At 70.3% G+C, this 25,726-nt stretch carries 21 protein-coding genes, 2 tRNA genes and 1 pseudogene; 13 read left to right on the forward strand and 11 right to left on the reverse strand.

The genetic code is table 11. From position 1 onward, the window contains the following. The 3 genes and pseudogenes from ACIWVC_RS11710 to ACIWVC_RS11720 form a co-directional block, all read left to right on the forward strand. Nucleotides 1-615: pseudogene (locus tag ACIWVC_RS11710) on the forward strand (hypothetical protein); the annotation flags it as partial. Beyond that, nucleotides 612-2,825 carry a UvrD-helicase domain-containing protein gene (locus tag ACIWVC_RS11715; RefSeq protein ID WP_396454132.1) on the forward strand — a complete coding sequence of 738 codons (2,214 nt, stop codon included), beginning with the start codon at nucleotides 612-614 and terminating at the stop codon, nucleotides 2,823-2,825. The pseudogene ACIWVC_RS11710 and the gene ACIWVC_RS11715, both read left to right, overlap by 4 nt. After that, the gene (locus ACIWVC_RS11720) at nucleotides 2,822-3,706 is read left to right on the forward strand and encodes a serine/threonine-protein kinase (protein WP_396454133.1); all 885 of its coding nucleotides are present in this window, start codon (nucleotides 2,822-2,824) and stop codon (nucleotides 3,704-3,706) included. Before ACIWVC_RS11715 ends, ACIWVC_RS11720 begins: the two co-directional genes overlap by 4 nt. Here the strand turns inward: ACIWVC_RS11720 and ACIWVC_RS11725 are convergent. After that, nucleotides 3,703-4,377 carry a CBS domain-containing protein gene (locus tag ACIWVC_RS11725; RefSeq protein WP_396454134.1) on the reverse strand — a complete coding sequence of 225 codons (675 nt, stop codon included), beginning with the start codon at nucleotides 4,375-4,377 and terminating at the stop codon, nucleotides 3,703-3,705. The two genes, ACIWVC_RS11720 and ACIWVC_RS11725, sit on opposite strands and share 4 nt — an antisense overlap. 227 nt (nucleotides 4,378-4,604) lie before the next feature. Continuing rightward, nucleotides 4,605-5,933 carry a glycoside hydrolase family 6 protein gene (locus ACIWVC_RS11730; protein ID WP_396454135.1) on the reverse strand — a complete coding sequence of 443 codons (1,329 nt, stop codon included), beginning with the start codon at nucleotides 5,931-5,933 and terminating at the stop codon, nucleotides 4,605-4,607. Between the two features lie 673 nt (nucleotides 5,934-6,606). On the opposite strand from ACIWVC_RS11730, the gene ACIWVC_RS11735 reads away from it, so the two are divergent. Both ACIWVC_RS11735 and ACIWVC_RS11740 read left to right on the forward strand, forming a co-directional pair. Further along, nucleotides 6,607-6,900 carry a MafI family immunity protein gene (locus tag ACIWVC_RS11735; RefSeq protein ID WP_396451307.1) on the forward strand — a complete coding sequence of 98 codons (294 nt, stop codon included), beginning with the start codon at nucleotides 6,607-6,609 and terminating at the stop codon, nucleotides 6,898-6,900. 237 nt (nucleotides 6,901-7,137) lie between these two features. Continuing rightward, nucleotides 7,138-7,725, forward strand: a complete 588-nt coding sequence (locus ACIWVC_RS11740) for a hypothetical protein (RefSeq protein WP_396454136.1) — start codon at nucleotides 7,138-7,140, stop codon at nucleotides 7,723-7,725. A 527-nt stretch (nucleotides 7,726-8,252) separates the two neighbouring features. Here the strand turns inward: ACIWVC_RS11740 and ACIWVC_RS11745 are convergent. Further along, the gene (locus ACIWVC_RS11745; RefSeq protein WP_396451303.1) at nucleotides 8,253-9,038 is read right to left on the reverse strand and encodes a phosphotransferase family protein; all 786 of its coding nucleotides are present in this window, start codon (nucleotides 9,036-9,038) and stop codon (nucleotides 8,253-8,255) included. Here ACIWVC_RS11745 and ACIWVC_RS11750 point away from each other — a divergent pair. From ACIWVC_RS11750 to ACIWVC_RS11765, 4 genes are all read left to right on the forward strand, one after another. Further along, nucleotides 9,022-9,246: a hypothetical protein gene (locus ACIWVC_RS11750; RefSeq protein ID WP_396451301.1), complete on the forward strand. Its 225-nt coding sequence runs from the start codon at nucleotides 9,022-9,024 to the stop codon at nucleotides 9,244-9,246. The genes ACIWVC_RS11745 and ACIWVC_RS11750 overlap by 17 nt on opposite strands. Nucleotides 9,247-10,271: 1,025 nt before the next feature. Further along, nucleotides 10,272-11,480 (forward strand): helix-turn-helix domain-containing protein, encoded by a 1,209-nt coding sequence (locus tag ACIWVC_RS11755; RefSeq protein WP_396451299.1) that lies wholly within the window; start codon nucleotides 10,272-10,274, stop codon nucleotides 11,478-11,480. 17 nt (nucleotides 11,481-11,497) lie between these two features. Beyond that, nucleotides 11,498-12,082: an HD family hydrolase gene (locus ACIWVC_RS11760; protein ID WP_396451297.1), complete on the forward strand. Its 585-nt coding sequence runs from the start codon at nucleotides 11,498-11,500 to the stop codon at nucleotides 12,080-12,082. Nucleotides 12,083-12,238: 156 nt separating this feature from the next. After that, on the forward strand, nucleotides 12,239-12,568 hold the full coding sequence (locus tag ACIWVC_RS11765; protein ID WP_396451295.1) for a hypothetical protein: 330 nt from the start codon (nucleotides 12,239-12,241) through the stop codon (nucleotides 12,566-12,568). 63 nt (nucleotides 12,569-12,631) lie between these two features. Here the strand turns inward: ACIWVC_RS11765 and ACIWVC_RS11770 are convergent. Then, nucleotides 12,632-12,702, reverse strand: a tRNA-Gly gene (locus ACIWVC_RS11770). Nucleotides 12,703-12,849: 147 nt separating this feature from the next. On the opposite strand from ACIWVC_RS11770, the gene ACIWVC_RS11775 reads away from it, so the two are divergent. Then, a tRNA-Pro gene (locus ACIWVC_RS11775) sits at nucleotides 12,850-12,923 on the forward strand. A 46-nt stretch (nucleotides 12,924-12,969) separates the two neighbouring features. Here the strand turns inward: ACIWVC_RS11775 and alaS are convergent. Beyond that, nucleotides 12,970-15,570: an alanine--tRNA ligase gene (gene alaS, locus ACIWVC_RS11780; RefSeq protein ID WP_396454137.1), complete on the reverse strand. Its 2,601-nt coding sequence runs from the start codon at nucleotides 15,568-15,570 to the stop codon at nucleotides 12,970-12,972. 179 nt (nucleotides 15,571-15,749) lie between these two features. After that, the gene (locus tag ACIWVC_RS11785) at nucleotides 15,750-16,112 is read right to left on the reverse strand and encodes a winged helix-turn-helix transcriptional regulator (protein WP_396450357.1); all 363 of its coding nucleotides are present in this window, start codon (nucleotides 16,110-16,112) and stop codon (nucleotides 15,750-15,752) included. A 136-nt stretch (nucleotides 16,113-16,248) separates the two neighbouring features. Between ACIWVC_RS11785 and ACIWVC_RS11790 the strand changes: the two genes are divergently transcribed. Then, entirely contained in the window at nucleotides 16,249-16,830 is a 582-nt protein-coding gene (locus ACIWVC_RS11790; protein WP_396450359.1) for a YceI family protein, read from the forward strand. Nucleotides 16,831-16,906: 76 nt separating this feature from the next. On the opposite strand, the gene ACIWVC_RS11795 is transcribed toward ACIWVC_RS11790, so the two are convergent. The 3 genes from ACIWVC_RS11795 to ACIWVC_RS11805 form a co-directional block, all read right to left on the reverse strand. Beyond that, nucleotides 16,907-17,593 (reverse strand): HAD family hydrolase, encoded by a 687-nt coding sequence (locus tag ACIWVC_RS11795; RefSeq protein WP_396450361.1) that lies wholly within the window; start codon nucleotides 17,591-17,593, stop codon nucleotides 16,907-16,909. 361 nt (nucleotides 17,594-17,954) lie between these two features. Then, nucleotides 17,955-19,784: a glycosyl hydrolase family 18 protein gene (locus ACIWVC_RS11800; RefSeq protein WP_396450363.1), complete on the reverse strand. Its 1,830-nt coding sequence runs from the start codon at nucleotides 19,782-19,784 to the stop codon at nucleotides 17,955-17,957. A gap of 190 nt (nucleotides 19,785-19,974) precedes the next feature. Continuing rightward, nucleotides 19,975-20,445 (reverse strand): MarR family winged helix-turn-helix transcriptional regulator, encoded by a 471-nt coding sequence (locus tag ACIWVC_RS11805; protein WP_396450365.1) that lies wholly within the window; start codon nucleotides 20,443-20,445, stop codon nucleotides 19,975-19,977. A gap of 62 nt (nucleotides 20,446-20,507) precedes the next feature. On the opposite strand from ACIWVC_RS11805, the gene ACIWVC_RS11810 reads away from it, so the two are divergent. After that, the gene (locus tag ACIWVC_RS11810; RefSeq protein ID WP_396450367.1) at nucleotides 20,508-20,924 is read left to right on the forward strand and encodes a cupin domain-containing protein; all 417 of its coding nucleotides are present in this window, start codon (nucleotides 20,508-20,510) and stop codon (nucleotides 20,922-20,924) included. 113 nt (nucleotides 20,925-21,037) lie between these two features. On the opposite strand, the gene ACIWVC_RS11815 is transcribed toward ACIWVC_RS11810, so the two are convergent. Together ACIWVC_RS11815 and ACIWVC_RS11820 are read right to left on the reverse strand one after the other, a co-directional pair. Then, nucleotides 21,038-21,682: a LuxR C-terminal-related transcriptional regulator gene (locus tag ACIWVC_RS11815; protein ID WP_396450369.1), complete on the reverse strand. Its 645-nt coding sequence runs from the start codon at nucleotides 21,680-21,682 to the stop codon at nucleotides 21,038-21,040. After that, nucleotides 21,634-22,941 carry a sensor histidine kinase gene (locus ACIWVC_RS11820; protein ID WP_396450371.1) on the reverse strand — a complete coding sequence of 436 codons (1,308 nt, stop codon included), beginning with the start codon at nucleotides 22,939-22,941 and terminating at the stop codon, nucleotides 21,634-21,636. The genes ACIWVC_RS11815 and ACIWVC_RS11820 overlap by 49 nt, the downstream gene beginning before the upstream one ends. A gap of 277 nt (nucleotides 22,942-23,218) precedes the next feature. On the opposite strand from ACIWVC_RS11820, the gene ACIWVC_RS11825 reads away from it, so the two are divergent. Beyond that, a complete protein-coding gene (locus tag ACIWVC_RS11825; protein WP_396454138.1) occupies nucleotides 23,219-25,726 on the forward strand; it encodes a Tex family protein in 2,508 nt (835 codons plus the stop codon).

Raw genomic sequence — 25,726 nt, forward strand, 5'->3', positions numbered from 1 at the left:
CGGGACGAGGATCTGCGGGACGAGAACTTGCGGGACGGAGGCTTGCGGGACGGAGACCTGCGGGACGAGGGCCTGCGGGACGAGTCGAAGACGGCCCCGGAACCCGCCCCGGCCGGCCCGCCTCCGGCCGGCGCGGCTCCGGCCGTCCCGTCTCCGGCCGTCCCGTCTCCGGCTGGCCCGTCTCCGGCCGGCCCGGCTTCGACGCCCGTCCCGGAGCAGCCCGCGCCGACGCGCGTCGACGCGGCCGGGCCCGGACCGGCGGCGGAGCCGACGGTGCTGACCGACAGCTGGGTGAACGTGCTCGACCTGATCGACCCCGAGGAGCCCGGCCTGGCCGCGTTCGTACGCGGCCTCGCCGCCTTCGCCCGCGACGCCGGGGACTTCCCCACCCCGCCGGCCGACGCGGTCGGCTACGAACTGGGCGAACAAGGATGGCAGGCCGAGATCGCCTGGCCGGACCGCAAGGTCGCCATCGTCCTCGCCGGCGACGACGAGGAGGCGCGGCGGCGCGACACCGCGTTCGCGGAGGCGGGCTGGGAGGTCCGTCCGGCGGCTGAATGGACCTACGAGGAACTCGCCGAACGACTGGCCGAACGAAACGAGGAAGCGAAGTGAGCGGGGCGACGCTGCGGCTGCTCGACCGGGCCGAGAAGGAGATCCTGAAGCTCCCGCGGTCGGTGAAGGGCGCGATCTACGACTTCCAGCACAAGTTCCGCACCGACCCCCGCAACAAGGGGCTTCGGTTCAAGCAGCTGAAGAACTCGCAGCTGTACTCGGCGCGCGTCAACGACGACTACCGGGCGCTGCTGCTGCACGCCGGCGGCACCGAGTACATCCTCGTCGCGGTCAAGCCGCGCGGCGAGGTGTACGACCACCTCGACCGGTACCGGTACCAGATCAACCCGGTCACGGGCGGCATCGAGTTCCTCGACCTCGTCGTGGCGGAAGAGGTCGTCGCCGGCAACGGGCACGCGGAACCCGCGCCCGCGCCCGAGCCCGCGCCCTCGCCGGAGCCCGCGCCCTCGCCGGAACCGGTGGAGGCGGCGCCGCTGTTCGCCGCGTACCCGTCCGAGCAGCTCCTCGACCTCGGCGTCGCCGAGCCGCTGCTGCCGCTCATCGCGAAGATCACGACCGAGGACGAGCTGCTCGGGCTCGTGTCCTACGCGCCGCAGCTGACCGGGGAGGTGCTGCTCGCGCTGCACGACGGCGCGTCCCCCGAAGACGTCCTGGAACAGGTGACCGCGCCCGTCGCCGCCGAGGACGAGGTCGACACCGACGACTACGCGGCGGCCCTCGCCCGTCCCGCCACGGCCGTCACCACCGCCGACGCCGACCTGCGCGAGGTGCTCGAACAGGGCGACTTCGGCCGCTGGAAGGTGTACCTGCACCCGACGCAGCGCAAGCTCGTCGAGAAGGACTACACCGGCCCGGCGCGCGTCAGCGGCGGACCCGGCACCGGCAAGACGATCGTCGCGCTGCACCGCGTCAAGCACCTCGTGGAGCGGCTTCCCGCCGGCGGCGGCAAGGCCGTCCTCCTCACCACGTTCAACAAGAACCTGGCCGCCGACCTCGAACAGCGGCTCATCGCCCTCGCGGGGGAGGAGGTGGCCGCGCGCGTCCACATCACCAACGTGGACAAGCTCGCCAGCGAGATCGTCGCGGAGACCGAGCGGGGCCGGACGCGCCGCCGCCTCGACGACGAGAAGGCCCGCAAGGAGTGGGACGACCTGCTCGCGGAGGAGAACGAGACCCGCTGGGACGCGGGGTTCCTGCACGAGGAATGGTCGCAGGTGATCCTCGGGCAGGGGCTGCGGACGCAGGCCGAGTACTTCCGGGCCCGCCGCGCCGGGCGGGGCCGCCCCCTCAACCGCGCCGACCGCAAGCGGATCTGGAACCTCACCGAGCGGTACGTGATGCGGCTGGAGAACAACAACCTGTCGACGCTCCGGCAGGTCACCGAGCGGGCCGCGCAGATCGAGGCGGCCCGCGCCCGGGACCGCGCCGCGTACCGGGCGCGGCAGGCCGACTCGCCGAAGCTGCAGGACGAGTCCGGCATGCGGCTGCGCCCCCGCTACCGGCACGTCGTCGTCGACGAGGCGCAGGACCTGTCCGCCGCGCACTGGCGGATGCTGCGCGCGATGGTCGACCCGGGCCCGAACGACATGTTCATCACCGGCGACACCCACCAGCGCATCTACGGCAACCACGTGTCGCTCGGCAACCTCGGCATCGCGATCCGCGGCCGGTCGTCCCGGCTGACGCTCAGCTACCGCACCACCCACGAGATCCTCAGCACCGCCGTCCGCGTCCTCGGCGGGGAGCAGTGGGACGACCTGGACGACGGCCGCGACGACCTCGCCGGCTACCGGTCGGTGCTGCGCGGCGCCGTCCCCGAACTGCGCGGCTTCCCCACCTGGGACGCCGAACTCGACGGCATCGTCGAGCAGGTCAGGGCGTGGGACGGCGACTCGACCGCGGTGTGCGTCCCCGAACGCCGCATGGTCGCCGACGTCGAGGCCCGCCTCGCCAAGGAGGGCATCGTCGCCTGCGCCATCACCGCCGACGGCCCCCGGTACGTCGAGGCGCCCGTCCACGTCGGCACCATGCACCGGTTCAAGGGCCTCGAATACCAGAACATGATCATCGCCGGGGTCGCCGAGGGCCTCGTCCCCGCCGCCCGGATCACCCGGTTCCGCGAGGACGACCCGCTGCGCTACCGCCGCGACCTGCGCACCGCCCGCTCCCTGCTGTTCGTCGCCGTCACCCGGGCGCGCGACAACGCCGTCATCACCTGGCACGGGACGAAGAGCGAGTTCCTGCCGTGAGGGACATCGCCGGCCGGTACCGGGTCACCTCGCCCATCGGACGCGGCGGCATGGGGGAGGTCTGGACCGGCACCGACCTGCGGCTCAACCGCCCCGTCGCGATCAAGCTGATCGGGGTGCCGGACGACGACCGGGAACTGCGCCGCCGCTTCCACCGCGAGGCGCGGATCACCGCCCGGCTCACCCACCCGGGCGTCCCCGCCGTCTACGACTTCGGCCAGGACGAAGACCTGTTCCTGATCATGGAGTGGCTGCCGGGCGACTCGGTCGGCAAACTCCTCGACGAGCACGGCTCGCTGCCCGCCTCCTGGGCCGCCTTCATCGGCGCCCAGGCGTGCGCGGTGCTGGCCGCCGCCCACTCCGTGGACCTGATCCACCGGGACGTCAAACCGGAGAACCTCATGCTCTGCCCGGACGGAGCGGTCAAGCTGATCGACTTCGGGCTGGCGACCTCGACCGGCGGCGAGTTCTCCCGCATCACCCAGACCGGCCAGGTCCCCGGCACGGCGCGGTACATGGCGCCCGAACTGCTGCGCGGCGAGGAGGCCAGCCGCGCCAGCGACCTGTACGCCGTCGGCTGCCTGCTGTACGAGCTGCTCGCCGGGTCGCGGCCGTTCGAGTCGCAGCACATCGTCGAGGAGATCACCCGCAGCCAGTCGGAACCGCCTCCGCCGCTGCCCGACGTCCCCGCCGAACTCGCCGCCCTGGTGGACGAGCTGCTGTCCAAGGCCCCGGAGACACGCCCTTCGGACGCGCTGGAGGTCTACGCCCGGCTGCGCCCCTGGATACGGGACGTGGCACCGATCCCCGGCTGGACGTCCCGCACCCTGGCGACCGACCCGGCCCACCTGTACACCGCCGCCCTGGCCGAGCTGCGCTAGGCGTGCCGGCCGGCGTAGGTGTCGTCGACCTCCCACCCCACCTGCGCCTCGGCCGACACGACGCCCTCGACGCGGCGGATGCCGTGCAGCAGCGCCGGGACGATCGACCGGCGGGCGACCGTGCCCTGGACCGTCACCCGGCCGTCGGTCACCGTGACGGCGCAGCCCTTGGCCTCCGCCCCGAAACGGCGGGCGACCGCCTCGTCCAGGACGTCCCGGCGGATCTGCTCGTCGGGGCGGCTGTACACGCGCAGGACGTCGGCGCGGCTGACGATGCCGACGAGCCGCCCGGTATCGGCGTCCACGACGGGGAGCCGGCTCACGCGCCTGCGGCGCATCAGCCCGGCCGCCTCCTCCACGCTCGCGCCGGGGGTGATCGTGACGGCGGGCGCCGTCATCAGGTCGGCCGCCGTCGTGCCGGCCGCCTTGCGCAGCTCCCGGCGGCGCCGCGGCCCGGCGAACGGATGCGGAGCCTCGGCGGCGTTGGGGTCGGCCTCCTTGAGCAGCAGGTCGGTGGACGACACCAGCCCGGAGACCGTCCCGTCCTCCCGCAGCACCGGGACGGCGTCCACGCCGTGCAGTCGCAGCTCGTTGACGATCTCCTTGAACGAGGCGCGCTCCGAGACGGCGAACACCCCGGTCGTCATGACCTCCTCGACTTTGGTCTGCATGGTCCCTCCAAGAGGTGCGGCGCGGCGACCGCTCGCCGGCTGCCTTCAGCGTGAGCCCGCCCGCCCCCCGCGCCCACGGACCAAGGTCCCCACGAGTCGGGCCGCGAGTCCTCAGCCCGCGCACCCCGCGGCGACGTGTGCCGATGAGACCGAAGCGCCCCGGTCCGGTAGACGCTGTACCAGACCGGGGCGCCGGGGCAGTCACACCGTGAGACTCGGTGCGCCGTTCACGATGAGGTGCAGGTGGGGCTGAGCGATGTGGCCGTACCGGTGGCGGTGAAGCCGACCTCGACGGACGCGCCGGGGGCGAGTGAGCCGTTCCACGAGGTGTTGGTGACGGTGGCGGTGGACCCGCTGGTGGTCAGCGTCCCGTTCCAGAGCTGGTTGATCGAAACGCCGCTGGGCAGCGAGAAGGTCAGCTTCCAGCCGTTGATCGCGGAGGCTCCGGCGGTGACGGTGACCTGACCTTGGAAGCCGCCTCCCCAGGAGTTCACCGTCTGGTAGGTCGCCGTGCAGGCGTCACCGCCCGGCGGGGGAGTCGAGGGGTCGGACGAGGTAGGCGGGTCGGGCGCGTTGCGCGCGAGGTTGTAGGCGAGGTCGGGGACGAAGGACCCGGCCGAGTAGGCGCAGCCGTCCGCCTCGCCCGGCGGCTTGACCCACAGGTAGCCGTCGATGTTCTGGTCGCCGGTGTCGAGGGTCGGGTAGGTGCCGATGGTGTGGTCGGTGTTGTCGTCGGCGCACCAGTCGCCCTGGGCGCCGGGGGACCCGCCGTTGCGGCTGGTGTCGATGACCTGGTGTTTGCCGGATATGCCCTGGGACTGCAGGTAGGAGATGATCGACCGGCCGTACGCCGCCTCGCTCGACAGCGGCTGGAAGTTCGACACATTGGTGAAGAAGCCGTCGGCGTACTGGACACCGGCGGCCTTCAGCCGGCTGCCCTGCTCGGCGGCGGAGTTCCAGGCCGAGTGGCCGCCGTCGAGATAGACCTTCGCGTTCGGGTCGGCGCCTTTGATCGTCTGCACCGCCTGGGTGAGCGCCTGGTTGCGCGCCGCGAGCTCGGAGCCGTCCAGGCAGGTCTGCAGCGCGAGCGCGTCGGTCTCCAGGATGATGATGGCCGGACGGCCGCTCAGGCCCTGCGCGAACCGCGAGATCCACTGCTGGTACTGGCCGAGGTCGGGGGCGCCGCCGGCGCTTGCGCCGCCGCAGTCGCGGTTGGTGATCTCGTACACCGAGAGCACGGGAGTCTGGTTCGCCGCGCTCGCCGCGTTGACGAACGACGAGACCTCCGATGTCACGGTGTCCGGCCTGAACACCGACATCCAGCGCGCCTGCGGCTGGCTGGCGATCCTGTCGCGGATGACAGGTGTCCGTGAGTCGTTCGGGTTGGCCGCGACCCACCGAACGACCTGCGAGTCCGGATCGCGGTAGAGGGTGCCGGACAGCGTGCCGGCGCTCGCCTGGCCGCCGACGACCAGGCCGGCGGCGGCGAGACAGGCGGCGGCGATGGCGGCGATCACCGCTCGCCGGCGGCCGTCACCCCGCGGATGATCGGACATGATCCATCCTTTCCGTGTGAGGCGTCGATCAATGCCAGGGCGGCGCCTCCGACCGATCCCTGATGGAAGCCCGTCATACGCGGTGACGATCCACCGGCCGTCTCGACGATCGGCCACTTCGCCCGCCCCGGAATGAGGTGCTGCGCAGCCCTCATCGGCGGCATGCAGGTATGACGCATTCGTGCATGTGACTTCTATACCTGCAACACACGCGACTGCCCAGAACAATGTGGAAGCACCATGAAATGCGCTGGTGGCACGCGTGAAACAAATGAAAAATGGCGAGACCGGGATCCGTCGACCGCGCCCACGGCCCGCCGAACCCACTCCGGCGGCGGGACTGACCGCCCAGGTGGACGCGTGCCTCCTAGGGGGCGGCCCGCCGCCGGGCACGCCAATGCTCCTCCCGCAAACCAGGTGGTGGCCCCCACCTGGCTTGCGGGAGACACACCGGGGCCAGCGCCCTCGTGTGGTCATGGAGCACGTTGGAGGTAGCCGGTTCCTCGTCCGCGTGTCCTAGCCGGCGACGGCGTCGAGTTGCGGGTCGGGTGGGGACCGGTCCCCGCCGCCATCCTTGATAGCGCGGAGTCGGGGGAGCCCCGCATCCTTTAGCTCAACCGACGGCACACCTCAGCCCCTTGGAGGTGGCGCGTGATGCCGATAGGGATGCCTCATGGGCTCGTACCGCAGGCACGAGGACTACACCGCCGTCCGTGCATGGGAGATGCGCATGGCGGCGCTGTTGCATCTGGTGGCGGATCGGCTGACTGACGACCAACTCGCCTGGGGCATGGACTTCCTCAAGCACGCTGAGTACGGCCTGGCGATCGAATCGGTTGCGGACTGGCTGGCGGAGGAAGACCGGTCCCTCACCGAAGCTGAGCGGGCGGAGATGACGGCTCTGGCGGGTGAGCTGGGTTCCGATGTACGTGCCCGCGTCGAGCGGTGCCTTGGCCATTGCCTGTAGCGTCGGCGCGGCCCCGTGGTGACAGGACGGGGCGGGGTCGGCGGACGCGCCGCGATGCGCGGGGCCGCGCGGCGGCCTGGGCGCCGCCGGATCACTTCGGCCAGGTAGTTCAGCGTTGAACGCGGCAGCCGGATGAAAAAGGGGCGCTAGCGGAATCCACTCAAGAGAGTGTATTTTTATGGTCATGTTTCCCGGTCGCGGGAAGCGAGTTTACTTCACTCAAGCGTTCACCGGCGGTTGTCGATCATGAATGATTTTCGGGCAGGCCGTATCCAACTTGGTCGCAGTTCGGGGTCGGACGCGAAGCTGTTCTTCGGAGTGATCGGCGCCGCAGCGGCTGCACTGTTCATAGCTGTCGGTCTGGTAGCAATGATCGGCGGGTCATTTGTTGGTCTGCCGGTGCTGATTCTGGGGGCCGGCCTGGGGCCTTTGCATCTGGCGAACGCCATTCGGGGTTTTAAGGGGCGTGCCGCTGCGGCGTCGCCGGCCACGCTGGACAGTGAGGGCTTCACCCTCGCCCTGGACGGCCGGCGACTAGCCGTTCCTTGGCGAGAAGTATACAAGGTGGCAGTATTTCGTCAGCAAATCGGCTTAAGGGGAAAACGGCTTGTGGTCACATCGCTGACGGCAATACTCTATGCCGACTCACCCTATCGGTCCGAGCCGTTGGTTGAACGCTTCGGGCAGGTTCTCGGCGTGAACAGGGGCGTCTGGCTTGGCGAAATCACCACCGCAAAGCGGAGCGTTGACGTAATACTCGCTGCTACACGCGAGTGGCTCGGAGTGCGGTTCGACGCAAAGTTTCGGGAGCTCGGCAGCCGTTGACCGTCACGAGCGATCATTTGAGTCGAGCCCGTTGCGGGAGCATCAAGGAGCTGATGTCCCGCATGGGCCATGCCTCGACGCGGGCGGCGCTGATCTACCAGCATGCAAGCCAAGATCGAGACAGGGTGATCGGGGAGGCGTGCAAGGTGGCTCGGGCCAGTGACAAGAGTGACAAGGGCACGCCGAAACGATCGGGCACGCAACGGGCACGGAAGCCTTAGCGATCATGAGAAAGAGCAAGGCCCAGGTGGGAAACAGGGTTCCTACCTGGGCCTCCGCAGTGGGAGCGGGCGACGGGAATCGAACCCGCGTAGCCAGTTTGGAAGAGGCTAGATCACCTCCGCCGAAGATTCGCGACCGCTTAGTCGTGTATACGTCGGCACACCGTTTAGCCGAGGAAAACGGCGGTGAAGTGCCGGGGTGCCGGTGGCTTACATCGAGGTGACCTAATGTTATTTGACTCGTCGGAAGATATCCTTTTCGAAGGCCTTTGCACACCCTGTTGTGGCCGCGCTTTGAGATTTTAGTCAGGTGGAAGAAGAGTGGGCGTATCGGTGCGACGCCCACATCTGGGCTGCGGTCGCATGTTCGAGCGCCCAGGGCTCGTTGTTGGTGGCGAGGTTGGCTTGCCATTTGTCGGCGAAGGCGCGGGCGAACACGTCGATTATGGCTGGGGCGGTGGTCGTCCAGGCGGGGAACCGTGAGGCCCAGTGTTCTGCTTCGGTCGGGGTGTGGCCGGCCTTGAGTAGCCAGGGGATGAGGAGTGCCAACTCGAGGAAGGCGGCGCCGCGTCCGGCGAAGGTCCAGTCCACGACGTAGGCGGTGTCGTTGTCGCCGAGTAGGACGTTGGCAGGGTTGAGGTCGGCGTGCAGCAGGGTGGTGCCGGCCAGTGGGGTCGTGTCGCCCATCGATTCCCAGCGGCGCTCGATGCGCTTGCGTTCCAGCACGTCGGGGAGGGGGTGTGCCTGCAGGCTGTCGATGATCTTGGCGAGTATGTCCAGGTCGGGTGAGCCAGGGGTGTAGTCCGCGTGCCGGGCTTGGACGTGTTCGAAGGCCAGGACGAGCCACCCGCCCGCCTCCACGGTCCAGTGGAGGCGGGGGGCGTACTGGGTGACGTGGGGGTTGATCGCGGCTTCCCAGCGTAGCGACCGGACTTCCGGGCCGTCGGTGTCGGGCGCGGTCTTGCGTGCGGCCTTGACGAACAGCCGACCGTCCGCGGTGTGGATGGTCGCGGCGATGTCGGCGTGGTTGCCGGCGGGCGCGGGCTCGACCCGTCGGATGGGGCCGGTGTGCGCCGTGACCGCGCCGAGCACAGACGAGGAACTGCTCGACGCCGCGCTCGGCGTAGGGACGGGTGACCTTGTCAAAGATCACCACGTCGTTCACCATCTGGTCGAACAGTTCGGCTGTGACGAGGCCGCGTGGATCTTTGGTGGCGACAACCGGGTCGGAAACGAGGGTCATGTGCACCTCCGACGCGCATCGTGGTTGGTTCTCGCGGCCCGGGTGCGCGTCTGTTGACCTGGGCCGGAGGGCTTTTCGTGGGGCGGGGCAAGCGCCCGGGAGGCCGTCCTGCCGCGTGCCACTACCGGCTTGCGGTGCGGACTGCTGGAGAGCAATGTCCGTTGGATCGGCGATCGACCGAGGCGCGGCCTTGTCGCTAGACCGTGTGGAGGGGCTTGGAGCCCCCGGCAGTTGGTCGTGGTCGTGGTCACGCGCCCGCGTGCGGGCGGCGGCGCGCTAGATGATGTTGCCGGGGTACTCGATCCGCTCGGGGATCTCGCGTCTGCCCAGTAGGTAGTACTGCGATTCGGGAACGACTTCCTGCTCCATGAGCCGGCGGTAGGAGCCCAGCGCGGCGGCTTCCGAGGGGTGAAGGCCGCCGCGTCCTGCCGCGCATCGCCCTCACGCCGGAGCGGCGATCTGAGGTGAATGCGCGACGACTGGGCCTGCTGGTCATCGCATGAGCCCCAGCGTGCGGATGATCTGTCCTTCGAGCGCCGCCAGAGTGGCGGCGTCCAAGAGTCAGCGGGGCCGGGAAGCATGACCCACCACGCACGGGTGTAGTGCCCCACCAGACGATCGCTCCGTATTGGCGGGAGAGACGGCCGAGTTCGGCATCGCGGATCGACTTGGCGTCCATCCGGCTGGTTGTGGTGCGCAGCTCGTCGGCGGGGAGGTGCTGTGGGTAGCCAGCAGGGTTCATGGGGCGGCCACCTCTGAAATGGGGCTGCTGCTCGTGGTGGTCTGCCTGCCGCCTGAGGAGTTCGGGACGCACGCGTGCTTGGCGGTGAGTCCGGCTCACCGCCGCAGATCGCGCGCAGGTCGCATCGCACCAACACCGGGGAGGAGAAGGCGGCAGGGATCGCAAGCAAGGGCTCAGAGTCGGCCACCTCCACCGCATAGCCGTGGGACTTGAGCGTCTGGGCGAGCGCCCAGACGCGCAACCGGCGCGTCTCTAGCGCTTTCGATGTATCCGTTGACATTACGAGCCCTCTTACCTAGAGGCGTGAATAGTGATCTTCAGTTAAGCTTTTCCTAACGCTATGGCGTTGATTGATGCCGATGAACTGACGGCGAGTACGAGTACGGACGGCGGTAATGGAGTCATGGCGCCAGGTGAACGAGAAACCCTGACTGGCAGTCGGGGTTTCAACGGCGGCCCCCGCGAAGGTCGTATTTCGGGCTACCTTCTCAAGGTCATCCGCGAGTCGATCGGATTGACTCAGGACGGACTGGCCGAAGACCTTGGAGTCGACCTCACGACTGTGCAGGGCTGGGAGTCTGGACGTCGGCCTCTCATCGCCGTGCCCACGGGGAGTTTTCTGGCGATTCGTGCACGATTGCTGCGACTCGGGGCGCAGTCGAACTTGCTCGCTCAACTCGAGCCGGCGCTTGAGGCTGATCACTTCCTCGCGCAGGTCTTGAGTACTCCACCAGCGAAGGTTCGACCGGATGAGCATCCGCTCTCCGCATGGGTGATCACGCGGCCCTTCACTGACATGACCTCATGGGCGGTGTCCGGTCAGCGGCCGTCCTTCTTGGACGATGTTCCGCGTAGATCTTCCCGTCGCGGTCCGGTTTCGAGCGGGCCGCGCTTGGCGGTAGACGAGCGGGCTCACTTCTTCGAGCACCTTAAGAGCGCCGCAGAGAGAGCCGATGTCGGCACTGTCGACGGGATGCTGCTTCGTAGGCAAGCACATTACGTCGCGAGCTTCGATGATTCCGTAGAGACGGCGGAATGGCTGGCGGGAATGCAGCGCCAAGAGGAGCGCAGGTCTCAACGATCCGCCGACTGGTCGCTGTCCTGGGCTGTTGTGCGGTCCGGAGCGCACTCCCTTGCTCGCAAGGGAGACCCCGAGGCGCTTCAAGCGTTCATCGGCCAGGCGATGAAGACCGACAGGTGCGAGACGGCCAACCTCAACTACTGGGCGTACTGGCTGGGGGAGATCACCGAGCCGCAGACAGCCGACACGTTCATGGTCGAGTTGCCCACTCGGTCCTGGAGAGGCACGAAGCTGCTTGCTCATCTGGTGGGCAAGCTGGAGCCGAAGAACGTCTACATCGATGTCGTCGCTCATACGGTCTGGGCGCTTCTTCAGCACCGCCCCGCCATCGTCCACGACGAGCCAGGCACGCTCGGTCGGTTGCAGGAACGGGCAGCGCGGGTCCTGGACGAAGCTGCGGTCTCCGTCCAGGTGCGACGGGAGCTGGAAGAGGTCCTCTACGGTCTACGTATCGCGGACGGGCGTTAAGCGAGAGAAGGGTGAGCATGGCGAACGAGACGGAGCGGTTGGCGGGGTTCCTGTACGAGATCGGGCTTCTGAAGCGCTACAAGCGCACCGGGTGGCTTGTAGCGGGCGTGAACGATCCCGAGAGCATCGCCGATCACTCGCTCCGTACGGCGATCATCGCTAGCGTCCTGGCTGCGATGGAGGGGGCCAACCCCGAGCGTGCTGCACTGCTCAGCCTCTTTCACGACAGCCAGGAGACCCGCCTCACCGACATCCCCTATGTGGCCAAGCCGTATGTGAAGAAGGCGTCCAACGAGCAGGTCACCGAGCGCCAGACCCGCGGTTTGCCGGAGGTGGTCACCGCAATGATCACGGGTGTCGTCGCGGAGTACGAAGGCAAGGCCAGCGCCGAGGCGATGTGCGCCCGTGACGCGGACAAGCTCGAGTGCCTCATTCAAGCTATCGAGTACCGAGAGCACGGCAATCAGAACACCCAACCGTGGGTAGACAGCTCACTCGCCCAGCTCCAGACCGCGTCCGCCAAGCGACTCGCCGAGGAGGCGCAGAAGACCGGCTCTCTCGACTGGTTCATGCGAGCGTTGAACGGCGACGAGGACGCGTAGAGGCGTCCTCGTGCCCAGGGTCCAGGAACCGTACCGGCTGTGCCGTACCGCGCCCGCGCGGACCGGACGACGGCGCCCCGACCTTCGCGTGCTGAACTGGAGCGAGCCGAACGCGCCGGGCTGGGGGAACCTCCTCGTACCGCGCTGCGTCGGCAGGTGGGCACGGTCGCTGCATCATCTGATAGCGAAGAGGCGTCCTTCGCCGGTTTGCGACCGCGGGCTGGCGGTGCGGCTGCGATTCAGGCGGCCTCTGACGTCCTGCACGTCACCGCGGACATCACTGGCAACCGCGAACCGGCCAAGGCCGCCGACTCCTACGACCGCGCGGCAAGAGAACCGTACGGTCGTCTGCCTCCGGTCACTCCGTACGGAAGCGCCCTGCGCGCGGTAGCGCGGACACTCGCGGTCACCAACGTGCGCCGGGGAGATCGACGCGAACACAAGAGGAACCTCACCGTCGATCTGCTGTTCCTCATAGCCAACTGACAAATGATCTTGGGAGGGGCTTTCAAGATCGGCCCACAGGGCTCTGACCTGGGGAGATGAGAGAGCGGGCGACGGGAATCGAACCCGCGTAGCCAGTTTGGAAGACTGGGGCTCTACCATTGAGCTACGCCCGCGAGCAGATGGAGGGCCCGCGTGGGCCCTCGATCGCCATCCCGTAGCGTACAGGGTTCCCGGGGTGGACGTGGCCGGTGGGCAGCGCGCAGCGGGCGGAGTGTGATCGGGTCTAGACTGCTCCCGTCATCGCGGTCGGCGGTGGCGTGCGGGCTGTAGCGCAGTTTGGTAGCGCACTGGCTTTGGGTGCCAGGGGTCGTGGGTTCAAATCCCGCCAGCCCGACAAGGGATGGCCGGGTGCGCCCGCGTGAGGCGCACCCGGTTTCTTGCTATTTGAGGAGTTCGCGGGCTTGTTTCGCGGCCTTGGCGATTGCTCTGGGCAGGTTCTCGGGGCGGCGGCCGCCCGCGTGGGCGATCGGGCCCTTGCCGCCTGCGCCGCCGCCCACCTCGCGGGCGGCGTGGGTCAGCAGGTCGCGCGCCCTGATGCCGGTGTCCGCGCCCGCCGCGGCCGTCAGTACCGCCTTGCCGTCGGACTCCGTGGCCAGGACGACGACGCCGCGCGGGTCCAGCAGGCCCGTCGCGATGCTGCGGAGGTCCTTGTCGGTCATCTCGGGCACCAGTTGGGCTACCAGCCAGCCTCTGGGTAGGCGCTCGGCATGGGACGCGAGGCGTTGTGCGTGGGTGTTCAGTTCCGCTTGGTGAAGTCTGTCGAGCTGGTTCTGGGTTTCGGTCAGGGTTTGCAGGTGTCGGCGTAGGCGGTCGGGGGCCTCATCCGGGTGGACGTTCAGGAGCGTCGCCAGTTCGGTGAGGACGCGGTGTTCGTGGTCGTAGTGGCGGAGTGCGTCGGCGCCGGTGAGCGCCTCGACGCGGCGTAGGCCGGTGCCGATCGAGGATTCGCTGACGATGTGGACGGGGCCCGCCTGCGAGCCGTGGCCCACGTGGGTGCCGCCGCACAGTTCGCGGGACGCGTCGCCGATGTCGACGATGCGGACGGTGTCGCCGTACTTCTCGCCGAACAGCGCTATGGCGCCCGCCCTTTCGGCCTCTGTCCGGGACGCCTCCCAGACGTGCACGGACGGGTCGTCCAGGAGGTAGTCGTTCACCAGGGTTTGCAGGGGCGTCGTTTCAAGCGGTGAGTGGTGCGTGAAGTCGAAGCGCAGGCGGCCCGGTTCCACGCGGGAGCCGCGCTGGGTCGCGTGGTCGCCCAGCAGGCGGCGCAGCATCGCGTGCAGGACGTGGGTGGCGCTGTGCGAGCGCGCGGTCGCCTCCCGGCGGGACGCGTCGACTGTCGCTTCCGCGTCGCCCGGGACGAGTTCGCCGTCCAGTACGCGGACGGTGTGGACGTGCAGGCCGTCCAGGCCGAGGCGGGTGTCGACGACCCGCGCCCGCGCGGTGGAGGTGCGCAGTTCGCCCGTGTCGCCGACCTGGCCGCCCGATTCCGCGTAGAACGGGCTGCGGGAGAGGATCACGTCGATCTCGTCGCCTGCGGCCGCGGCGCGGGTTTCGCCGTGCGGGGCGATGAGCGCCAGCACGGTCGTCTCCGCCGAGTGGGAGTCGTAGCCGACGAAGTCGGTGCGGCCGCGCTCGGCGGTGACGCGGCGGTAGAGATCCCGGCGGGATACCGCCTCGTCCTTCTTGTTCCGGCTCGCCTCGTGCGCCTGGCGGCGCTGGGCTTCGAGGAGTTCCGCGAACGCCTCCTCGTCGACGGTCAGCCCCGCGGAGCGGGCCGCGTCGATGGTCAGGTCGATCGGGAAGCCGTAGGTGTCGTGCAGTTCGAACGCGGTGCGGCCCGAGATGGTCGAGGTCGCGCGGCTGATCGCCGTGTCGAGGAGCCGGGAGCCCTGGCGGAGCGTGCGGTCGAAGCCCTCCTCCTCGGCCGTGACCACCTGGCGGATGAGGCCGGAGTGCTCGGACAGTTCCGGCCACGTGCCGGAGAGCGCGCCGATCACGCTGGACGTCAGGTCGGGCAGCGCCAGGTCGATGCCGAGCCGGCGCGCGTGCCGGATCGCGCGGCGCATCAGGCGGCGCAGGACGTAGCCGCGGCCGTCGCGGGACGGCAGCACGCCGTCGGCGATGAGGAACGCGATCGAGCGGGCGTGCTCCGTGACGACGCGGAACGACGTCGAGTCGTCGCTTCCGTCGCGGCCGGGATAGGCCCGGCCCGCCATTTCCTGGACGAGGGAGAAGGTCGGGGAGAGCAGGTCGGTTTCGCAGACCGTGTCCACGTCCTGCAATATCGCCGCCAGGCGGTCGAGGCCGAGGCCCGTGTCGATATTGCGGGAGGGCAGCTCGCCCAGGATCGGATAGTCGTCCTTTCCGGGACCGCGGAGGTTCTGCATGAAGACGAGGTTCCACAGTTCCTGGTAGCGCTCGCCGTCGACCGCCGGGCCGCCTTCGCGTCCGAAGGACGGGCCCCGGTCGTAGTGCAGTTCGGAGGACGGTCCGCATGGGCCGGGCACGCCCATCGACCAGTAGTTGTCCTCCATTCCGAGCCGCTGAATCCGCGAGGAGGGGACGCCCATCCGCCGCCAGAGCCGTTCGGCTTCGTCGTCGTCCAGGTACACGGTGACCCATAGGCGCTCTGGGTCGAGGTTGTAGTGGCGGGTGAACAGCTCCCACGCCCAGGCGATCGCCTCCGCCTTGAAGTAGTCGCCGAAGGAGAAGTTGCCGAGCATTTCGAAGAACGTCGCGTGCCGGGTGGTGCGGCCCACGTTCTCGATGTCGGACGTGCGCGCGCACTTCTGCACGGACACCGCCCGGGGGTGCTCCGGAACGGTCTCGCCGAGGAAGTACGGCTTGAACTGGTTCATGCCCGCGTTCGTCAGCAGCAGCGTCGGGTCGGACGGGACGAGCGGGCTGGACGGCACGACTCGGTGGTCGCGCTCGGAGAAGAAGTCGAGAAAGGTCGCGCGGATGTCAGAAGAGCGCATGGGACGGCCTCACGAGGTCGATGGGATGACGGCGCACACCGCCGAGCCGGGCCGGGCACGACTGCTCGTTCCCCAGCTCGGCGCGGCTAGCTCGCCGTCCCACCTCGTGAATGACCATCACGCCCCAAGCTACCTCGGCGCCCGGAGCGCCGGCACACGAATTCCGCCGCGACGCGGCCTCATCGAGCCTTGAGGGGTTCTTCCGCGCGGACTCGGGCGTCGTAGGCGGCGCGCGCGGCGTCGATCTCGCTCAGGTGGCTCTCCGCCCAGCCGACGAGGGTCTTGACCGCGTCCATCAGCGTCTCGCCCATGGGGGTGAGGGAGTACTCCACGCGGGGCGGTACCACGGGGTACACGGTCCGCGTGACGATGCCGTCGCGTTCCAGGCCGCGCAGCGTGACGGTGAGCATCCGCTGGCTGATGCCCTCGATCTCGCGCCTCAGTTCGGTGAACCGCTTGGTGCGCTCGCCGAGGAGCGCGATCACCTGTAGCGACCACTTGTCGCCGACCCGGTCGAGTACCTCCCGGGCCCGGCATCTCATCGCAGTGTGCTCCATGGTTATCTCCAGGTGACCGAGGCAGAAAAAAGTGCCTTCTTGTGCCGGCCCCGCGGGTGTCCGCAGGATGGGTGCGGTTACCGAACGGAACCGCCTTACCATTCATAACCAAGGAGACACCATGACGGCCGAGCTTGTCGAGATCCCGGGCTACGTCGCCGGCACCTGGACCATCGACCCCCTGCACTCCGACGTCGGCTTCACCGTCAGGCACCTGATGGTCAGCAAGGTCCGCGGCCGGTTCGGGACGTTCGAGGGGACGATCGTGACCGGCGAGGACCCCCTCGACTCGTCCGTGAACGCGACGATCGACCTGGCCTCGATCGACACCGGCATCGCCAAGCGCGACGAGCACGTCAGGTCCGCCGACTACCTGGACGTCGAGAAGTACCCGACGATGACGTACCGCTCCACCGGCGTGCGGCCCGACGGCGGCGACTACATCCTGGACGGGGAGCTGACGCTGCGCGGCCTGACCAGGCAGGTCCCGCTGAAGCTGGAGATCGGCGGGTTCGGCCCCGACCCCTTCCGGGAGGACGACCCGTTCAAGGGCGCCCGCGCCGGGTTCACCGCGACCGGCGAGATCAGCCGGCTGGAGTTCGGGGTCGGCGACACCGCCAAGGTCCCCGGCGGCAGCGGGCTCGGCCTGGGGGAGAAGATCCAGATCATCCTGGAGATCCAGGCGGCGCTCCGCACGGAGTGAGGCTCGCGGCCGGCCTGCACAAGCCCGCGCAGGCCCGCGCAGGCCCGCGCTGAGCGGCGCGGCGGGGCTGCGCGGGTCAGCGGCTCCCGAGCAGCCGGGGGAGCGCCTCCAGCGTCGTGATGCGCGGGACGGTCAGATCCTCCGGCGCCGCGGAGCCGGAGCGGTCGAGCCACACGCCTGCCAGGCCCGCCGCCGCGGCGCCCTGTGCGTCGGTGACGAGGCGGTCGCCCACGTAGGCGGCCTCGTCCGGGGGGACGCCGAGGCCCGCGCAGGCCGTCCGGAATATCCCGGCCGCCGGCTTCGCCGAACCCGCCTCGCTGGACGCCACGACATAGGGCAGGACGTCCGCGAGGCCGATCGCCTCGACCTTCGCGCGCTGCTGCGCGGCGTCCCCGTTGGTGATCACCCCGAGCCGCAGCCCGCGCCCCGCCAGGACGTCCAGCACCCGCCGCACCTCCGGGAACGGGCGCCACGCCGCCTTATAGAGCGCCACATACTCGGCGAGCCAGGCGTCGGCGCGGGCGTCGTCCCAGTCGCCGAGCCCCAGTTCCCGGGCGAGCGTGACGATCCTGACGCGGCGCTGGGCGACGAAGTCCAGCTCGCCCGCCAGGTACCGGTCGACCGCCGATTCGGTCAGCTCGTACCAGCGCCGGACGAGCCACGCCTCGTCCACGTCCGGGAACAGCCGGACGATCGCCTCGCCCGCCGCCCCCTCGTGGTCGAGGAGCGTCCCGTCGAGGTCGAACAGCACCGCGTCGATCACCGCGCGGCCCCGGTGGGGCCGGCCCCGCGGACCTCGGCGAGGACGCAGGCGGCGAACGCGGCGGAGGCGGCCTCGAAGATCCGCCGGCGGGTCGCCTCGGCGTCGCAGCTCACGCCCGAATTAAACCATCCGGTTGACGCGGCGCCCGCCTCGATCCCTCGCATGACCGGTCCCTCGCATGGCTGGTCCCCGCATGACCGGTCCCCAGATGAACCGGTCCCCACATGAACCGGTCCCCAGATGAATGGGCGGGCCCCTGACCCGGCGTCCGTTGAGTCAGGGGCCCGATCGTCTCGGCCGTCTGAGGGGCTGGGAGTACCCCTTCTGCGAACAGCTCAGCCGAGACCGCTCTGCGCTCGGCTCAGCCGAGCCCGCCGCGCATGGCGCTGATCAGCTCGCCGTTCGCGGTGTCGCCGGTGAGCTCCCAGAAGAAGGCGCCGCCGAGGCCCTGGTCCTTGGCGTAGGCCATCTTCCCGCGGATGGTGGACGGGGTGTCGTAGCTCCACCACTCGCTGCCGCACTTGGCGTAGGCCGTGCCGGCGACGGTGCCCGTGGCGGGGCACTTGGTCTTGAGGACCTTGTAGTCCTCGATGCCGGCCTCGTACGTGCCGGGCGCGGGCCCGGTCGCGGTGCCGCCCGGCTCGGACTGCGTGACGCCCGTCCAGCCGCGCCCGTAGAAGCCGATGCCGAGCAGCAGCTTGCTCGCCGGGACGCCCTTCGCCTTGAGCTTGGCGATGGCGTCGGCGCTGTTGAACCCGGCCTGCGGGATGCCCGGGTAGGACGTGAGCGGCGAGTGCGGCGCGGTCGGCCCCTGCTGGGCCCAGGCGCCGAAGAAGTCGTACGTCATCACGTTGTACCAGTCGACGTACCGGGATGCGCCCGCGTAGTCGGCGACGTCCATCTTGCCGCCGGAGCCGGCGTCGGCGGTGATGGCGGCCGTCACGAGGTTGCCCGACCCGAACTTGGCGCGCAGCGCCGACAGGACCTTCGAGAGCGCGTCCGGCCCGCTGGTGTCGCAGGACAGGCCGCAGGCGTTCGGGTACTCCCAGTCGATGTCGATGCCGTCGAACACGTCCGCCCAGCGCGGGTCCTCGACCAGGTTGTAGCAGGACTCGGCGAACGCGGCCGGGTTCTGCGCGGCCTGGCCGAAGCCGCCGGACCACGTCCAGCCGCCGAACGACCAGATCACCTTCAGGCCCGGATGCATCTTCTTCAGCTTGCGCAGCTGGTTGAAGCTGCCGCGCAGCGGCTGGTCCCAGGTGTCGGCGACGCCGTCGACGCTCTGGTCGGCGGTGTAGGCCTTGTCGTAGTCGGCGTAGGAGTCGCCGACCGCGCACCTGCCGCCGGTGACGTTGCCGAACGCGAAGTTGATGTGCGTCAGCTTGCCGGCGGAACCGCTCGTCTCGATGTTCTTGACGTGGTAGTTGCGCTGGTAGACGCCCCAGTCGACGAAGTAGCCGACGACTTTGTCGCCGCCGCCGGGGTTGCCGCTGCCCGCCTCGGTGGTGACCGACAGGGAGGCCGACGCGGGTGAGGTGTTCCCCGCGGCGTCGCGCGCCTTGACGGTGAAGGTGTAGGCGGTCTCGGGCGACAGCCCGCCGATGTCGGCGCTCGTCCCGGTGACCGACGCCGCCTTCGCGCCGCCGTTGTACACGTCGTAGCCGGTGACGCCGACGTTGTCGGTTGCCGCGTTCCAGGCCAGCGACACGCTCGTGGCGGTCTTGCCCGTGGAGCGGAGGCCGGTGGGGGCCGTGGGAGCCTGCGTGTCGCCGCCGGGGGTGCCGGAGCCGTCGCAGGACGCGCCGTTGACCGTGCAGCTCGTGAACCAACCGGGGCCGCTGCCGCCGAACCCGAAGCTGGTGCTGGCGCCGGCCGCGATCGTACCGTTCCAGCTCGCGTTGGTGAACGTGTAGTGGTTCCCGGAGACGGCCTTCGTCGCGTCCCACACGTTGCCGATGGACGTCCCGGACGGCATGTCCGCCTCGAGCCGCCAGCCGTTGATCGCCGAGCCGGTCCCGTTGGTGATGGTGCACGTGCCGTCGAAGCCGGTGCCCCAGTCGGATCCCTTCTTGCAGGTCGCGGTCACCGTCCCCGCCGAGGACGCCGGGGGCGCCGTCAGGAGGGCGGTGGCCACCGCCAGTGTCGCTGCGCCGGCGAGCGCGATGGCCCGCCGTCCGCCCGGTCTTGACATGATTCTCCGTTCGTCCGGCCCCCGAGCAAACAGGAATCCCCGCTCTATTCTTAGGAAAGTTTCCTAAGAATTGGGAGGATGGTAACCGGGTGGAACGTGCCGTTCAAGGGCTTGCGGAGAGCTCGCGCGCGGCTTTCCGGGTGGTCTAAGCGACTGCCTGGACTCATACGGTCACCGGGTCGGGGAAAGTTCACGCCGTCCCGAACCAGCCGGGCATGTCGAGCCGCCACAGGTCGGCCGGGGTCATGCGGCGCAGGTCCTCCTCCAGGGCCCGGACGCGGTCCGCGCCGAGCGCCCGGACCCAGTCGTCCCGGATCCGGTCGAAGATCTGCGCGGCACGGACGAGCGAGTCGGTCCCGCGCGCGGTCAGCCGGACGATCTTGCGCCGGGCGTCCCGCGGGTCGGCGGCGCGCTCCACGTACCCGGCCCGCTCCAGCGACTCCACCATCTTCCCCGCGGCCTGCTTGGACACCCCGAGCCGCCGCCCCAGCTCCACGGCCGTCGTGCCGTCCGGGCCGATGGCCTGGAAGACGAAGCCGTGCATCGGGCGCAGGTCGGGATGGCCCTGGCGGGCCAGCTCCGCGTGCAGCTCATCGATGATCACGCGGAACGCGAGGAACAGGCGCAGCGGCAGCTCGAAGCCGGGGACGTCGCTTGACATGAAAGACAACCTCATTGACTATATGGACAACCATGTTGTCTAAACCTAGGGGATCGGAGCCCATGACGCTCATCCGCAACGCCGAGACCCGCCGCACGGACACCCCGAACGGCACGATGACCACGCTCGCCACGCCCACCCAGGGCGGCACCGGGGGCATCGCCGTCTGGCGCGTCGACATGCTGCCCCGCAGGACCGGCCCGCTGCACGCGTTCGACACCGAGCAGGTGTGGACGTTCCTGGACGGCGCCGCGACCATCGACCTGGACGGGCGCAAGCTGGAGGCGGCGCCGGGCGACACCGTCGTCCTCCCGGCCGACGCGCCCCGCCAGATGACCACCGGCGACACCGGTTTCACCGCCGTCGTCGCCGCCCACGCCGGCTGCCTCGCCTACGACCCCGACCAGGTGGTGGACGACGGCAAGTGCGAGCTCGCGCCGCAGGGCGACGAGCGGCTCGTCCCGCCCTGGGCGAGATGACCCGGCGGTGACCCGGGCGGTGCCGGGCGGCGGGCCGGGCGGTGGCCGGGCGGCGGGTCAGGCGCGGCGGGTCAGGCGCGGCGGGCCGGGCGCGGCGGGCCGGGCGCGGCGGGTCAGGCGCCCAGATAGGCGAGGACGGCCAGCACCCGCCGGTTGTCGTCCTCGGACGGCGGCAGCCCGAGCTTGCCGAAGATGCTGTTGGTGTGCTTGCTGATCGCCTTCTCGGTGACGAACAGCTTCGCCGCGATGGCCGCGTTCGACCGGCCCTCCGCCATCAGCCCGAGCACCTCCCGCTCGCGGGGAGTCAGCTGCTGCAGCGGCTCCTCGCGGGCGTGCCGGGTGAGCAGCTGCGCCACCACGTCCGGGTCGAGCGCGGTGCCGCCGCCGGCGACCCGGCGCACCGCCTCCACGAAGACCTTGACGTCGGACACGCGGTCCTTCAGCAGGTAGCCGATCCCGCCGCGGCTGTCGGACAGCAGCTCGCGCGCGTACAGCTGCTCGACGTGCTGCGACAGCACCAGCACCGGCAGGCCGGGGACCTCCTTGCGGGCCTCCAGCACCGCCTTGAGCCCCTCGTCGGTGAACGTCGGCGGGAGCCGGACGTCCACGACCGCGACGTCCGGGCGGTGGGCGGTGAGGGCCCGCAGCAGCGACGGCCCGTTGTCCACCGCCTCGACGACCTCGAAGCCGAACGCGCCGAGCAGGCGGATCAGCCCGTCCCGGAGGAGGGCGAGGTCTTCGGCGATGACAACGCGCACGGCAGCTCCATGGTCACGACGGTCGGTCCGCCGGGCGGGCTCGTCACGGCCATCGTCCCGTCGAAGGCCGCGAGCCTGCGCTCGATGCCGCGCAGCCCGCTTCCCGCGCCGGGGTCGGCGCCGCCCGTCCCGTCGTCACCGACGATCATAAGCAGCCGGCCGCGGGAGTGCTCGATCTGGATCCAGGACCGCCGCGCGCCGGAGTGCTTGACGACGTTGGCGAGCGTCTCCGCGACCGCGAAGTACGCGGCGGACTCGACCGGCGCCTCCGCGCGCCCCGGCAGGTCGATGTGGACGTCCACCGGCAGCGGCAGGGTCAGCGCCAGGGCGCGCACGGCCCCGTCCAGCCCGCGCTCGGCCAGCACCGGCGGGTGGATGCCGCGCACCAGGTCGCGCAGCTCCGTCAGCGCCGTCCCGCTGGCCTCGCGCGCCTCGGCGAGGAGCCGCTGCGCGGTCTCCGGGTCGTGCTTCATCATCTCCTCGGCGAGCCCGATGTTCATGCTGAGCGCCACCAGCCGGGCCTGCGCGCCGTCGTGCAGGTCGCGCTCGATGCGGCGCAGCTCCGCCGCGGAGGCGTCCACCGTCTCCGAACGGGTCTCGGTGAGCCGCTGCACCCGCTCCTCCAGCGCGTGCTTGGCCGGCGCGAGGAGCGACTGGGCGAACAGGGCGTGCGCCTTCAGGAACATCCCGCCCAGCGGGACCGACAGCGCCGTCAGCGCGACGCCGAGGACGGCCGTTCCCGCGACCCCCGCCGTCCCGTAGTCGCCGATCATCCAGAAGGGCCCCCAGCCGTAGTCGGCCAGCAGCGCGACCCACCACGCCACGAACGCGCCCTCCAGCCCGTACACGGTCAGGCCCGCCGCCAGCAACCCGAGGACGAGCGCGACCGGGACGTTCAGCAGCGACCACAGCAGGTCGCGCCATGTCGCCGGATCGCTCAGCACCCACTTCAGCCGCCCGACCGGGCCGGCCGCGTCGGCCGGTTCCGGCCGGTAGGGCTCCGGGATCCGCACGCCGTGCCAGTCCATCGCGAGGTTCCGCTGCAGGTTCGTCACCGTCCGGATCGCGACCAGCACCGCCGGCGCCAGCACCACCCCGAGGCCCAGCGGGATCAAGACGACCGACAGCACGCCGAGGATGAACAGCGGCAGGTTCACCGCATAGGCGAGGACGATGTGCACCAGCCCGCGGACGACGTTGAGTAACGTCGCCCGGGCGAGCGCGCCGGCCCGTCCGATGAAACGCGTGCTGCCCTCCACCCGTCCTCCCCTGGGTTCCGTCGTGCGCCCGCCACCGCGGCGGCGCCAGGTGCGACCATTGTGTCGCCGGACGGCGGCTCGGCCAGTAGGGCTAAGTCCCGAATCCGCGCGCATCGCGGGGGAGTTAGCCCTACCGTTCCCAGGCGGTGCCCAGGAGCGGGTCCCGGCCCCACCGCCCGTCCCCCGACCGGCCCTCATTCGTGCGGTGACAAGACAACCGGACCAGTTCCCTGGACAATGCACAGGCGATACCCAGGGGAGAAAGCGAATCCAAGCTGTGACAGCGACCATCAGCCAGACGTCCGCCGGCCGGAACGGGCCGTCCACGCCGTCCATCACCCAGCGCATCGCCGACGAGATCGGCGTCCGCGAGGGGCAGGTGCGGGTCGCGGTGGACCTGCTCGACGGCGGGGCGACCGTCCCGTTCATCGCCCGCTACCGCAAGGAGGCGACCGGAACGCTCGACGACGCGCAGCTCCGCGCCGTGGAGGAGCGGCTGCGCTACCTGCGCGAGCTGGACGAGCGGCGCGCCGCGATCCTGGAGTCGGTCGAGTCGCAGGGCAAGCTCACCGACGAGCTCCGCGCGCAGATCATGACGGCCGACTCCAAGGCCCGGCTGGAGGACATCTACCTCCCTTACAAGCCGAAGCGGCGCACCAAGGCGCAGATCGCCCGCGAGGCCGGCCTTGAACCGCTCGCCGAGCTGCTGCTGGCCGACCCCGCCCGCGACCCGCACGCCGAGGCCGCCGCCTACGTGGACGCGGAGAAGGGCGTCGCGGACGAGGCGGCCGCGCTGGAGGGCGCCCGCGCCATCCTCGTCGAGCGGTTCGCCGAGGACGCCGACCTCATCGGCGCGCTGCGCGAGCGCATGTGGAACCAGGGCCGGATGGTCTCGCGGGTCCGCGACGGCAAGCAGGAGAGCGGCGCCAAGTTCTCCGACTACTTCGACTTCGCCGAGCCGTTCGCGAAACTGCCCTCGCACCGCGTCCTCGCGCTGTTCCGGGGCGAGAAGGAAGAGGTCCTCGACCTCGACCTGGAGCCGGAGGAGGCCGCCGACGACCCGTCCGCGCGCAGCTCCTACGAGGTGGAGATCGCGCGCCGGTTCCAGATCTCCGACCAGGGCCGCCCGGCCGACAAGTGGCTGTCGGACACCGTCCGCTGGGCCTGGCGCACCCGGATCCTCGTGCACCTCGGCATCGACCTGCGGACCCGGCTGCGGCAGGAGGCCGAGGACGAGGCGGTCCGCGTGTTCGCCGCGAACCTGCGCGACCTGCTGCTCGCCGCGCCCGCCGGGTCCCGCGCGACGATGGGCCTCGACCCGGGCCTGCGCACCGGCGTGAAGGTCGCCGTCGTGGACGCCACCGGCAAGGTCGTCGCCACCGACACGATCTACCCGCACGAGCCGCGGCGGCAGTGGGACCAGTCGATCGCGACGCTCGCCGCGCTGGCCCGCGAGCACAAGGTCGAGCTCGTCTCCATCGGCAACGGCACCGCGTCACGGGAGACCGACAAGCTCGCCGCCGACCTGATCGCCCGGCACCCCGACCTCAAGCTCACCAAGATCATGGTGTCGGAGGCGGGCGCGTCGGTGTACTCGGCGTCGGAGTACGCGGGCCGCGAGCTGCCCGGCATGGACGTGTCGCTGCGCGGCGCCGTGTCGATCGCCCGGCGGCTGCAGGACCCGCTCGCCGAGCTGGTCAAGATCGACCCCAAGTCGATCGGCGTCGGCCAGTACCAGCACGACGTCTCCGAGGTGAAGCTGTCGCGCTCCCTGGACGCCGTCGTCGAGGACTGCGTGAACGCCGTCGGCGTGGACGTCAACACCGCGTCCGCGCCGCTGCTCACCCGCGTGTCCGGCATCGGCGAGGGCCTCGCGGAGAACATCGTCGCGCACCGCGACGCCAACGGCCCGTTCCGCAGCCGCGCCGGGCTGAAGGACGTGCCGCGCCTCGGCCCGAAGGCGTTCGAGCAGTGCGCCGGCTTCCTGCGCATCCGCGGCGGCGACGACCCGCTGGACGCCTCCAGCGTGCACCCGGAGTCCTACCCCGTCGTCCGCCGGATCCTGGACGCGGCCGGCACGGACATCAAGGGCCTCATCGGCAACACCGCCGTGCTGCGCTCGCTGAAGCCCGCCGACTTCGTCGACGGCGCCTTCGGGCTGCCGACCGTCACCGACATCCTCGCCGAGCTGGAGAAGCCCGGCCGCGACCCGCGCCCGGCGTTCCGGACCGCCGCGTTCAAGGAGGGCGTCGACAAGATCGCCGACCTCGAACCCGGCATGCTGCTGGAGGGCGTCGTCACGAACGTCGCGGCGTTCGGCGCGTTCGTGGACGTCGGCGTCCACCAGGACGGGCTCGTCCACATCTCCGCCATGTCCGACAAGTTCGTGGAGGATCCGCGCGATGTCGCCAAGCCCGGCGACATCGTCCGGGTGAAGGTGCTGGACGTCGATCTGCAGCGCAAGCGCATCTCGCTCACGCTCCGCCTGGACGACGAGCCCGGCGCGGGCAGGCAGGGCGGCGGCAGGCAGGGCGGCGGCGGGCAGGGGGCCGGCCGGCAGGGCGGCGGCAGGCGCGGCGAGCAGCGCGACCGCGGCGGGCAGGACCGGGGCGGCCAGAATCGCGGCGGGCAGAACCGCGGCGGGCAGGACCGGGGCCAGGGCCGGCGCGGCGGGCGCGGCGGCGGCCGGGATCGCGGCGGGCAGGGGGGCGGCGCCATGGCCGACGCCCTGCGCCGCGCCGGCCTCGACAAGGGCCTCCCGGGCGGCGACCGCAAGGGCCGCTGA

The sequence above is a fragment of the Actinomadura sp. genome (assembly GCF_044508335.1).
Taxonomy (GTDB): domain Bacteria; phylum Actinomycetota; class Actinomycetes; order Streptosporangiales; family Streptosporangiaceae; genus Spirillospora.